9 protein-coding genes are annotated in these 11,838 nt (G+C 61.5%); 5 read left to right on the top strand and 4 right to left on the bottom strand.

Translation table 11 applies throughout. The features are described from left to right. Window position 1: 1 nt before the first annotated feature. From cyoA to NCT05_RS37265, 4 genes are all read right to left on the bottom strand, one after another. Complete coding sequence (cyoA, locus tag NCT05_RS24865) at window positions 2-886, bottom strand: ubiquinol oxidase subunit II (RefSeq protein WP_008349099.1); 885 nt, start codon at window positions 884-886, stop codon at window positions 2-4. A 368-nt stretch (window positions 887-1,254) separates the two neighbouring features. Then, window positions 1,255-1,479: a hypothetical protein gene (locus NCT05_RS24860; RefSeq protein WP_008349097.1), complete on the bottom strand. Its 225-nt coding sequence runs from the start codon at window positions 1,477-1,479 to the stop codon at window positions 1,255-1,257. A 104-nt stretch (window positions 1,480-1,583) separates the two neighbouring features. Then, complete coding sequence (locus NCT05_RS24855) at window positions 1,584-2,108, bottom strand: septal ring lytic transglycosylase RlpA family protein (protein WP_502801105.1); 525 nt, start codon at window positions 2,106-2,108, stop codon at window positions 1,584-1,586. Between the two features lie 54 nt (window positions 2,109-2,162). Continuing rightward, window positions 2,163-3,398, bottom strand: a complete 1,236-nt coding sequence (locus tag NCT05_RS37265) for a peptidoglycan DD-metalloendopeptidase family protein (protein WP_502800896.1) — start codon at window positions 3,396-3,398, stop codon at window positions 2,163-2,165. Between NCT05_RS37265 and NCT05_RS37260 the strand changes: the two genes are divergently transcribed. The 5 genes from NCT05_RS37260 (at window position 3,280) to narH (ending at window position 11,838) form a co-directional block, all read left to right on the top strand. Then, window positions 3,280-3,636, top strand: a complete 357-nt coding sequence (locus tag NCT05_RS37260) for a hypothetical protein (protein WP_350029570.1) — start codon at window positions 3,280-3,282, stop codon at window positions 3,634-3,636. The genes NCT05_RS37265 and NCT05_RS37260 overlap by 119 nt on opposite strands. Before the next feature lie 98 nt (window positions 3,637-3,734). Then, entirely contained in the window at window positions 3,735-4,985 is a 1,251-nt protein-coding gene (locus NCT05_RS24840; protein WP_250503397.1) for an MFS transporter, read from the top strand. 2 nt (window positions 4,986-4,987) lie between these two features. Then, the gene (locus tag NCT05_RS24835) at window positions 4,988-6,376 is read left to right on the top strand and encodes a NarK family nitrate/nitrite MFS transporter (protein WP_034472401.1); all 1,389 of its coding nucleotides are present in this window, start codon (window positions 4,988-4,990) and stop codon (window positions 6,374-6,376) included. A gap of 204 nt (window positions 6,377-6,580) precedes the next feature. Next, window positions 6,581-10,288, top strand: a complete 3,708-nt coding sequence (locus tag NCT05_RS24830) for a nitrate reductase subunit alpha (protein ID WP_250503396.1) — start codon at window positions 6,581-6,583, stop codon at window positions 10,286-10,288. After that, a complete protein-coding gene (gene narH / locus NCT05_RS24825; RefSeq protein WP_250458177.1) occupies window positions 10,285-11,838 on the top strand; it encodes a nitrate reductase subunit beta in 1,554 nt (517 codons plus the stop codon). The genes NCT05_RS24830 and narH overlap by 4 nt, the downstream gene beginning before the upstream one ends.

Genomic DNA, 11,838 nt, shown 5'->3' with positions numbered 1-11,838 from the left:
CTTACCCCTTGGTTACACAATTTGCGCCTACGACCGAGTTGCCGTAGTTGTACTTCGCGACGATGTTGTTGAAGAGCTTCGGATCGACGGTCGAGAAGTAGCGCACCGCGACCTTTTCGCTCGGACGCGCGACGCCGGCGTAGACGTCCATGCTCAGATTCTCGGGCGCGTTCTTGACCTGTTTCAGCCACGCGTCGAAGTCTTCGTTGGACATGGCCAGTGCACGGAACTTCATGTCGGAGAAGCCCTTGCCGCTGTAGTTCGCCGAGATGCCTGCGTAGTCGCCTGCGTGATCGGCCATCAGGTGCAGCTTCGTCTGCATGCCCGCCATCGCGTAGATCTGGCTGCCGAGTTGCGGGATGAAGAACGAATTCATCACCGAATCGGACGTGATGCGGAAGTTCACCGGCGTGCCGACCGGGAACGCGAGCTGGTTCACCGACGCGACGCCAAGATCCGGATAGATGAACAGCCACTTCCAGTCGAGCGCCACGACTTCGACGTTGATCGGCTTGACTTCGGATTGCAGCGGCTTGTACGGATCGAGCTCGTGCGTGGTTTTCCACGTGAGGATGCCGAGGTACAGGATGATGGCTGCGGGAATCGCCCAGACCACGACTTCGATGGCCGTGGAATGCGCCCATTTCGGCGCATACGTGGCCTTCGTGTTGGACGCGCGATAGCGCCATGCGATGAACAGGGTGAGCAGGATCACCGGGACTACGACGAGAAGCATGGCGTAAGTCGCGGTGGCGATCAGCGACGATTCCGCTGCGCCAATCACGCCTTTCGAGTCCAACACCTCCAGCTTGCATCCCGAAAGACAAAGACTGGCTATCAACCCCGATAACAATGGCACTGCTAAACGTTGGGTATTTTCATTCATTGCATTCGCTGGTTTCGATGATCGAAGCGTCCCGGGAAGAACGCCGTTGCACGGCTTTGCGCCGCGTCAAGATCATGCCACGCGCGATTTTTCGCGATGACGCGAATGGTTGAAATTTTGTTTCAGATCAAGTTGATGCGACGGAGTGTCGCGCGAAGGCGGAACTTTTTGCCTACTCCGAAAGGAGCAGGCGAGTCTACAACGAAGGGATGGAATTGCGAGTGTGATAAAGCGACGTCAAAGCGTGTTCGAGCCGCGCGCGATGGATCGCCGCGATAACTTCGCCGGGTTCGATCGTCTCACGTGGTGAAGCCGAGCCGCGTGCCCGGGTGAAGCCACGGCCCAGGCGCCTTCTTCGGTTCTTCTCGCTAAAGCCCGGCGAGAGGCCGGGATTCCCGAATGGCATTCGATCGCTCGATTTCATCGCGCCGTCGCTGGCTCGCATCGGCAACGGCTTCGCGGTTCGAAGCGCTCCATGCGGACATGGTCGCCTGCATCACGTCGATCGGACTCCCCTTGGTGTCCATCGCAGCCAGGACGCAACCCAGAAGGTAGGTCAGCACGAACAGGAAGATGCAGGACCGGCGCGTCATGAGTTGCGGTGCATAGGCGGCAATGGCAGGAGCATTGCCTTGGTGAGCGGGAGGCGGGGGGACGCTGCCCGCTTGTGTGAGAGTCGAGACATGGGAGCGGCAGTCTACGACGGAGTATGGAAACCAGAATCGGTCGATAGTTCGACTTGGGCCGAACCACGCCGGACAATGCCCAGCGCAGCGGCTGCCCCGTATGACAGATCAATGATTCTGTTGCGTGAAACCGGACCGCGATCGTTGATTCGGACGAGGACGGACGGGCTCCCTCCCGGAAGCGTGACGCGGATCCACGATCCGAGCGGTAGCGTGCGATGTGCCGCTGTCATGGCATACATGTCGAAGCGCTCGCCGCTGGCGGTGCGTCGACCGTGAAACGTTCGCCCGTACCAGGATGCAATCCCGGCTTGATGGTACGCGCGCGCGGTCGGTGTCTCGTCCGGCCGGTCGGATGAAGTGATTTCGGTCGAAACGGAATCGTCGTTTGCGGATTGAACCGGAAAGCTCGACGCGCTCGCCGGTTGGTTTGTCGAAGCGCCCTCATTGCCTAGCTCCGACAGAGAGGCTGCACATCCGGCGATCAACAGGATGCAGGCGAAGGCGCTGAGGATGCGCGGCTGAAGCATGTTCATTCGGTGCATATCGCTTTGTTCGAGAGCAAGTAACCTGACCTGACGTTCGACGGATCACGAAGCGCAGTCGGAAAGGTAGGGCAGGGGATCGACTGGCTGACGATCCCGTCTCACCTCGAAAAGCAGCGATGGCTGACCATTCGTTTGAGCGCCCATCGTCGCGATGGCTTGCCCCTTCGTTACGTCGGCCCCTTCCTTGGTCAGAACGTTTTGGATATGGCCATAGGCAGTCAGGTAGCGACTGTCATGTTTCAGTATTACGAGGCTGCCGTAGCCCGCGATCTCGTTACCCGCATACACCACGCGTCCTCCTTTCGCCGCACGGATCGTGTCTCCCGCTGCGCCACCGATGACAACGCCCCGGACCCCGTCCACGCGGAAGCGCTTCAGGATTGGGCCCTTTATCGGCCAGGACAAGGAATCGGATCGGCAGCGTGTTGCGTTCACACTCCGCTGCGTGGAATCGTCCGAGCCGGCAACCGATGCCGATGGCGGACCGACCCGCAGCAGTTGGCCGTTCGTCAGTGGAGTGCTGGCGGAAAGCCCGTTCCAGGCGGCAATCGCGTTCGGGTCGCGACCGTAGGCGGCTGCGATCGAAGCGAGGGTGTCCGCGCCTGTGACGCGGTAGAAGCCGGCAGGTGCCGCCGGGGCAGCGGCAGCGTCGGTTTGCGAAGCTGGCTTGGTCGCGGTCTGCTCGAGCGTTCGACTGGCGCATCCGCCAAGAACGAAGCTGAAGACGACGGCAAGACATGCTGCGCACGACAGGCGGCGCGATTGGACAGAGCTAATCATTTGGACTTCTTTGAGCTTCGGTGCCGGCAAAGAGGCGAAGTGGCGCACTTTTGCCATGCCGCGCTGGTGGTGTTGATCGGATTGTTTGGCGGATGCGACGCCGGCAAAAGCCAGCGGCGGCGGAAGCAGCGAGTTCGAATCTGCTGAACATCGCTCTATCTCAAATTGCACGAGGCGAAGCGGCAATTCGTCATTGCGGATAACGGTGTTTTGCGTCCGGCGTTGACCGTTACACCGTCGGTTGACACTCTTTGACGATGCGGTGGTTAAAAAAAGGCGCGCTCGCCGGGCGCCACGCTTGGAACTGACATTCGACGCGATGAAAGCAGCCATATCGCGTTCCACGCGGCTCGGCCCGAGCGGTTGCGGCAAGACGACGCTGCGCTCCATTGCCGGGCTGGAACGTCCGGTCGGCGGATCGATTTCGGTGAACGGCGTGACCGTTTTCTCGGCGCGCGACGAGACCTTTGTGCCGCCGAATCGCCGCAAGTCCGGCATGGTGTTCGAACCGCTCTCGAACCTCGACGCAAAGCTACGCGACAGGATGCGTTTCGAGCTTCGGCACGACCGATTTCATGATCGGCGGAGAGATCGTGCTCGCGCGTGTGCATCCATCGCACAAAACGCCGGTCCGGGAGACCATCCATTTTTCGATCGATCCGGCGAGTTGCATCGCGCTGGCATCGCAGAACGCGTGACGCGACAGGCACTACTCCGTCCGGACTACGCCGCATGAGCTAGCGGCACACCGCCGCCGCATCCGCACGGCGGATAGGCGTCTCGCGCGACGCTCCTTACCCTTGTCGGGAAAGTTACAACGACAAGGAAAGGACGATGAGCGTCGTCGAATCAACCCTCGCTACAAAAGCATCGACCGACACGCGCGCCTGGCGCGTGCTCGGCGCAAGCACCTTCGCATTCACGATCTGCTTCGCCATCTGGATGGTCTTCGCCATTCTCGGCATCCCTCTCAAAAAGCAGCTTCATCTCACCGATACCGAGTTCGGCCTCATCGCCGCGACGCCGGTGCTCACGGGTTCGTTGCTGCGCGTGCCGCTCGGCATCTGGACCGACCGTTTCGGCGGCCGCATCGTCTTTTTCTGCACGATGGCAGTCACTATCGTGCCAATCTGGCTGATCGGCTATGCCACGGAACTGTGGCAATTCCTCGTGCTCGGCTTGTTCGTCGGCGTCGCGGGCGCGTCGTTTTCAGTCGGCACGCCGTATGTCGCGCGCTGGTTCCCGAAGTCGCGTCAAGGCCTCGCGATGGGCATCTTCGGCGCGGGCAATTCGGGTGCGGCGCTGACCAAGTTCGTCGCGCCCGTGCTGATTCTCGCGGCGGGCACATGGACGATCGTGCCGAAGGTCTATTCCGTCGCGATGCTCTTCACCGCGATCGTCTTCTGGTTCGTGTCGGCGTCCAATCCCGCGCATCGCAGCGCCAGCACGCAGAGTTTCGCCGCGCAGATGACCGTGCTGAAAGACCGGCGCGTGCTCCGTTACGCGCAGTACTACTCGGTCGTGTTCGGCGGCTACGTCGGCCTCGCATTGTGGATGCCGCAGTACTACGTGAATCAGTACGGCTTCGGCATCGAACAGGCCGCGTTTCTCGCCGCTTGCTTCTCGTTGCCGGGCGGCGTGCTGCGCGCGCTCGGCGGCTGGATGTCGGACCGCTTCGGCGCGTATCGCACGACCTGGATCGTCATGTGGGTCGCGCTCGCGTGCTTCTTCCTGCTGAGCTATCCGGTGACGGATTTCGTCGTCCACGCGAAAGACGGCCCGCGCACGTTCCACATCGAAATGGGACCGGTCGCCTATACGGTGCTCATGTTTGTCGTCGGCGTTGCGATGGCGGTCGGCAAGGCGTCGGTGTTCAAGTTCGTGTCGGACGAGTTCTCGACGAACATCGGCGCCGTGTCGGGCATCGTCGGCCTCGCGGGCGGACTTGCCGGCTTCCTGTTGCCGATTCTCTTTGGTTTGCTCGTCGACCTCACCGGCGTGCGTACCACCTGTTTCATGCTGATGTTCGGCGCGACCGCGGTCAGTCTCATCTGCATGCACTTCACGTTTCAACCCAAGCACTAACCATGTCTTCACGCTATCTGCTCACTCGCTGGGATCCCGAGAACGCCGCCTTCTGGCGCGCAACGGGCGAATCGGTCGCCCGCCGCAACCTCTGGATCTCGATTCCCGCGCTCGCGCTGGCGTTCGCCGTGTGGTCGCTATGGAGCGTCGTCGTTGTCAATCTCGATAAGGGTGGTTTTCACTTCACGAAGGACCAGTTGTTCTGGCTCACCGCGTTGCCTCCGCTTTCTGGCGCGACGCTGCGCATCTTCTACTCGTTTCTCGTGCCGATATTCGGCGGACGCCGCTTTACAGCGTTCTCCACCGCGAGTCTTCTGATTCCAGCGCTCGGCATGGGCTTGGCGCTGCGCGATCCGTCGACGGGCTATCCGACGCTGCTCGTTCTGGCGTTGCTGTGCGGCCTCGGCGGCGCGAATTTCAGTTCGTCGATGGCGAACATCAGCTTCTTTTTCCCGAAGGCGAAGAAGGGTTTCGCGACGGGCATGAACGCGGGCATCGGCAATCTGGGCGTGTCGATCGTTCAGTTCGTGACGCCGCTCGTGATCTCGGCGAGCGTGTTCGGCGCATTCGCGGGCGCAGGCCAGTCCTACGACGTGAACGGCGTCGAGCACAGCATCTGGCTGCAGAATGCGGGCTTCATCTGGGTGCCGTTCATCGTCATCTCGGCGCTCGCGGCCTGGTTCGGGATGAACGACATCGCCGATGCAAAAGCCTCGTTCGCCGAACAGGCCGTCATATTCCGGCGCAAGCACAACTGGCTCATGTGCCTGTTGTACATCGGCACGTTCGGTTCGTTCATCGGCTTTTCGGCGGGCCTCGCGTTGCTGACGAAGGCTGAGTTCCCATCGGTCAATCCCACTGCTTACGCGTTCCTCGGGCCGCTCGCTGGCGCGCTCACGCGGCCGGTCGGCGGCTGGATCTCGGATCGCCTCGGCGGCGCGCGCGTGACGCTGTGGACCTTCATCGCGATGATCGCGGCGGTGTTCGGCGTGATGGCGTTTCTGCCGCACGACGGCGCGAGCGGCAACTTCGCCGGCTTCCTCGCGATGTTCATCGCACTGTTCGCGCTGACGGGCATCGGCAACGGCTCGACCTTCCGCATGATCCCCGTGATCTTCCTGACGCAGAAGCAGCGCGAAGCCGAAGGCGAATCCGACTCGGCGAAAAAGCAGGCGCTGCACGAAGCGGGAAAAGAATCGGCGGCGGTGCTCGGCTTTGCCGGTGCAATCGGCGCGTACGGCGGCTTCTTCATTCCGCGCAGCTTTGGCACGTCGATGAGCATGACCGGCTCGCCCGACACCGCGCTCTGGTGCTTCATCGCCTTCTATGCGCTGTGCGCGGCGGTGACGTGGTTCTGCTACGCACGCCGCAATGCGGACATGCCTTGCTGAACCCTCCGGCACGCGGGGCGCGTAGTCGGGCCTCAAGTTCGTCCGCGTGCGCGGAGATAGACCTAGTCCGAAAGGAGTACGCGCACTAGTCCGTCTGATGCGCGTCGACGCCTCCTTTCGGGGAATGGGCGCGCGGCGATCGCGTCCCTACACTCGAATCAACGTATTCATGGCGGCGCATGGCCGCCACGCCCGGAGAAACGGATGAGTCACTTTCTGGATCGGCTGAAGTTCATGTCGCGCATCAAGTCCACGTTCTCGAATGGACATGGCGCGGTCGTGAACGAAGACCGCAAATGGGAAAACGGCTATCGCAGCCGCTGGCAGCACGACAAGATCGTGCGCTCCACGCATGGCGTGAACTGCACGGGCTCGTGCTCGTGGAAGGTCTACGTGAAGAACGGCCTGATCACGTGGGAAACGCAGCAGACGGATTATCCGCGCACTCGCCCCGATTTGCCGAATCACGAACCGCGCGGGTGTCCGCGCGGCGCGTCGTATAGCTGGTACGTGTATTCCGCGCAGCGCGTGAAGCATCCGATGGTTCGCGGCCGTCTCATCGAAATGTGGCGCGAAGCGCGCAAGACGCTCGATCCGGTCGCGGCGTGGGCGTCCATTTGCGAAGACCCCGTGAAGGCAAAGCGCTACAAGAGCGTGCGCGGCCTCGGCGGTTTCGTGCGCGCCGACTGGGACACCGCGAGCGAGATCATCGCGGCGGCGAATGCGTACACCATTGGCAAGTACGGGCCTGACCGCGTGATCGGTTTCTCGCCGATTCCAGCGATGTCGATGGTTTCCTATGCGGCCGGCGCGCGCTATCTGAGCCTGATCGGCGGCGCATGCCTGTCGTTCTACGACTGGTACTGTGATCTGCCGCCCGCATCGCCGCAAATCTGGGGCGAGCAGACCGACGTGCCCGAATCCGCCGACTGGTACAACTCCACGTACCTGATGGTTTGGGGCTCGAACGTGCCGCAGACGCGCACGCCCGACGCGCACTTCTACACCGAAGTGCGCTACAAGGGCACGAAGACGGTCGCGGTGTCGTCGGATTACGGCGAAATGGTGAAGTTCGGCGACATCTGGCTCGCGCCGAAGCAGGGCACGGACGCCGCGCTCGCCATGGCGATGGGCCACGTCGTGCTGAAGGAATTCCACGCGAGCGGCAAGTCAGCGTACTTTCGTGACTACGTGAAGCGCTATACCGACATGCCGATGCTCGTCGTGCTGCGCGAACACGAAGGCACGCTCGTGCCCGATCATTTCCTGCGCGCATCGCAACTGCAGAACGATCTCGACGAAGCGAACAATCCGCAATGGAAGACGCTCGTCATCGACGAGACGAGCGGCAAGATCGTCGCGCCGAACGGCACGATCGGGTTCCGCTGGGGCGAGGCGAATCACAACGACGGCGCGAAAGTCGGCCGTTGGAACCTCGAACAGAAGGACGGCGGTTCGGGTCGCGACATCGATCCGTGCCTGTCGCTGATCGACGCTCATGACGAGATTGCAGAGGTGAGCTTCCCATACTTCGGCGCGGAGCATGACGCACTGCTCGCGCGTCGCGTGCCGGTGAAGCGCATCACGCTCGCAGACGGCACGGGCGCGCGCGTTGCGACCGTGTACGACTTGCAGATGGCGAACTACGGCGTGGATCAGGGCCTCGGTGGCGCGAACGTTGCGACGTCCTATGACGACGACACCCCGTACACGCCCGCATGGCAGGAAAAGCACACGACCGTGCCACGCCATCTCGTGATCCAGGTGGCGCGTGAGTTCGCCGACAATGCGGACCGTACGCAAGGCAAGAGCATGGTGATCGTCGGCGCAGCGCTGAATCACTGGTATCACAACGACATGATTTATCGCGGCATCATCAACCTTCTGATGATGTGCGGCTGTGTCGGCAAGAGCGGTGGCGGCTGGGCGCATTACGTCGGCCAGGAAAAGCTCCGTCCGCAATTCGGCTGGGCGCCGCTCGCGTTCGCACTCGACTGGTCGCGTCCGCCGCGCCAGATGAACGGCACGTCGTTCTTCTATAACCATACGAGCCAATGGCGTCACGAGAAAGTCGCCGTCGACGAAATTCTCGGGCCGACCGCCGACAAGTCGCGTTACGAGAATCTCTCGATGCTTGACATGAACGCGAAGTCCGAGCGCATGGGCTGGTTGCCCTCGGCGCCGCAACTCGGTGCGAATCCGCTCGATATCGTCGACGCCGCGAAGCGCGCGGGTCGCGATCCGATTGAATACACGGTGGAGCAACTCAAGTCGGGCAAGCTCGATTTCGCATGCGACGACCCCGACAATCCGGCGAACTTCCCGCGCAACATGTTCGTGTGGCGGTCGAATATTCTGGGCAGCTCCGGCAAGGGACACGAATACTTCCTGAAGTATCTTCTCGGTACGCAGAACGCGCTCTTCGGCGATGAAACCGACGCGATCAAACCCGGCGAAGTGAACGTGCGCGACGCGGCGGAAGGCAAACTCGATCTGCTGACCGTGCTCGATTTCCGTATGAGCACGACTTGCCTCTATGGCGACATCGTGCTGCCGAGCGCGACGTTCTATGAGAAGAACGACCTCAACACGTCGGACATGCATCCGTTCATCCATCCGTTGTCAGAAGCGGTGCAACCGTTATGGGAAAGCAAGAGCGACTGGGAAATTTATAAGACCATCGCGAAGAAGTTTGCGGAAATCGGCGGAAAGCATCTCGGCACGCGCACGGACCTCGTCTGTACGCCGCTCATGCACGACACGCCGGGCGAACTTGGCCAGGCGTTCGAGCCGAAGGACTGGCGTCGCGGCGAATGTGACCTGATCCCGGGCAAGACCGCGCCCTCGATGACGGTCGTCGAGCGCGACTACACCGCGATCTACGAGAAGTTCACGTCGGTCGGTCCGCTGCTGGAGAAACTAGGGAACGGCGGCAAGGGCATCAACTGGAATACAGCGTACGAAGTCGAAGAGCTCGGGAATCTATCCGGTCAGAGCAAGGGACGTCCGCGTCTCGAGACGGCCATCGACGCCGCAGAGATGATTCTCACGTTTGCGCCTGAAACGAACGGCCACGTCGCGGTGAAGGCGTGGGAAGCGCTCTCGAAGATCACGGGACGCGATCATTCGCACCTCGCGCTCGGCCGCGAGCACGACAAGATCCGTTTCCGCGACGTTCAGGCGCAACCGCGCAAGATCATTTCCGCGCCCACATGGTCCGGGCTCGAGTCGGAAGAAGTCAGCTACAACGCGGGCTACACGAACGTTCACGAACTGATTCCATGGCGCACGCTCACGGGGCGTCAGCAGTTCTATCAGGATCACCGCTGGATGCTCGATTTCGGCGAGGGCTCGTGCGTCTACAAGCCCGCGATCGACACGAAAACCATTGCGCCGATGCTCGGTGCAAAGCCTAACGGCGAGCACGAACTGGTGCTGAACTGGATCACGCCGCACCAGAAATGGGGCATTCACTCGACGTACACGGACAACCTGCGCATGCTCACGCTGTCGCGCGGTGGCCCGCATGTGTGGGTCTCGGAAGCGGAAGCAAAGGAAGCCGGTCTCAGGGACAACGACTGGGTCGAAGTGTTCAACGTGAACGGCACGCTGACGGCGCGCGTCGTCGTCAGTCAGCGGGTGCCGCGCGGAATGTGCCTCATGTATCACGCGCAGGAAAAGATCATCAATGTGCCGGGCGCGGAGACGAGCGGCATGCGCGGCGGTATCCATAACTCGGTCACGCGCACAGTGCTCAAGCCGACGCACATGATCGGCGGATATGCGCAACAGGCTTACGGTTTCAACTATTACGGCACCGTGGGCAGCAACCGCGACGAATACGTGATCGTGCGCAAGATGAAGAAAGTCGACTGGCTCGAAGGCCCGCTGAAGGAAGGAGCAGCATCATGAAGATCCGCGCCCAGGTGGCGATGGTCCTGAATCTGGACAAGTGCATCGGCTGCCATACGTGTTCGGTGACGTGCAAGAACGTGTGGACATCGCGCGATGGCGTCGAGTACGCGTGGTTCAACAACGTCGAGACGAAGCCGGGCATCGGCTATCCGAAGCAGTGGGAGAACCAGGAGAAGTGGAACGGCGGCTGGATTCGCAAAAGCGACGGACGCCTCGAGCCGCGCCAAGGGCCCAAGCTGAAAGTGCTCGCGAACCTTTTCGCGAATCCGAATCTGCCTGCCATCGACGACTACTACGAGCCGTTTACATACGACTACGAGCGCCTGCAGAACGCGCCGCTTTCGGAAACGCCGCCCACGGCGCGCCCGGTGTCCGCGATCACGGGCAAGAAGATGGACAAGATCCATTGGGGCCCGAACTGGGAAGACGATCTCGGCGGCGAATTCGATTCGCGCGGACGCGACGCTCTGTTCGAAAACGTGCAGAAGGAGATGTACTCGACATTCGAGAACACCTTCATGATGTATCTGCCGCGACTGTGCGAGCACTGCCTGAATCCGGCATGCGTGGCGTCGTGCCCGTCGGGTTCGGTGTACAAGCGCGAAGACGATGGCATCGTGCTCGTCGATCAGGACAAGTGCCGCGGCTGGCGCATGTGCGTGTCCGGTTGCCCGTACAAGAAGATGTATTTCAACTGGAAGTCGGGCAAGGCCGAGAAGTGCGTGTTCTGTTATCCGCGTATCGAAGCGGGTGAGCCGACGGTGTGCTCGGAAACCTGCGTAGGCCGTATCCGCTATCTCGGCGTGATGCTGTACGACGCGGACCGCATTGCCGAGGCTGCGTCGGTCGAAGCGACGACGGATCTCTATCAGTCGCAACTCGATCTGTTCCTCGATCCGCACGACCCGCAAGTTCAGGCCGAAGCGCTCCGTCAGGGCATCGCGCAAAGCTGGCTCGACGCGGCGAAGCGCTCGCCGGTGTATCGCATGGCGTGCGAGTGGAAGGTCGCGTTCCCGTTGCATCCGGAATACCGCACGCTGCCTATGGTCTGGTACGTGCCGCCGCTCTCTCCGATCCAGTCGGCCGCGGATGCCGGTCACATGGGCATGAACGGCGTGATTCCGGACGTGAAGAGCTTGCGCATTCCCATGCGCTATCTCGCGAACCTGCTCACCGCCGGCGATGAGGCGCCGATCGTCTCCGCGCTGAACCGCATGCTCGCGATGCGCGCGTTCAAGCGTGCGCAGAACGTGAACAACGTGAACGATGACGCCGTGCTGAACGATGTCGGCCTCACCGCGTCGCAAGTGGAAGAGATGTATCAATTGATGGCGATCGCCAACTACGAAGACCGTTTCGTCGTGCCGTCGTCGCACAAGGAAATGGCGCAGGACAGCTTTGACGAAAAGGGCAGTTGCGGTTTCTCGTTCGGCAATTGCGGATCATCGGGGGTATCGGACGGATCGCTTTTCGGATCGCGAACGCACGGCGAAGTAAGTTACGCGGCGTTGCCGAAGTCGCGCAAGAAGGCACTGCAGGAAGGCTGA

The sequence above is a fragment of the Caballeronia sp. AZ7_KS35 genome, assembly GCF_023631045.1.
GTDB lineage: Bacteria > Pseudomonadota > Gammaproteobacteria > Burkholderiales > Burkholderiaceae > Caballeronia > Caballeronia zhejiangensis.
The sequence above is the reverse complement of the archived record's forward strand: the minus strand, read 5'-3'. Positions and strand labels throughout refer to the sequence as shown.

Bases quoted from the DNA above. Each gene is read 5' to 3' on its own strand.
- cyoA (WP_008349099.1), bottom strand. From the start codon at position 886: ATGAATGAAAATACCCAACGTTTAGCAGTGCCATTGTTATCGGGGTTG.
- NCT05_RS24860 (WP_008349097.1), bottom strand. From the start codon at position 1,479: ATGACGCGCCGGTCCTGCATCTTCCTGTTCGTGCTGACCTACCTTCTG.
- NCT05_RS24855 (WP_502801105.1), bottom strand. From the start codon at position 2,108: ATGAACATGCTTCAGCCGCGCATCCTCAGCGCCTTCGCCTGCATCCTG.
- NCT05_RS37265 (WP_502800896.1), bottom strand. From the start codon at position 3,398: ATGCCGGACTTGCGGCGATTCGGCGGCACAAAGGTCTCGTCGCGCGCC.
- NCT05_RS24840 (WP_250503397.1), top strand. From the start codon at position 3,735: ATGAGCGTCGTCGAATCAACCCTCGCTACAAAAGCATCGACCGACACG.
- NCT05_RS24835 (WP_034472401.1), top strand. From the start codon at position 4,988: ATGTCTTCACGCTATCTGCTCACTCGCTGGGATCCCGAGAACGCCGCC.
- NCT05_RS24830 (WP_250503396.1), top strand. From the start codon at position 6,581: ATGAGTCACTTTCTGGATCGGCTGAAGTTCATGTCGCGCATCAAGTCC.
- narH (WP_250458177.1), top strand. From the start codon at position 10,285: ATGAAGATCCGCGCCCAGGTGGCGATGGTCCTGAATCTGGACAAGTGC.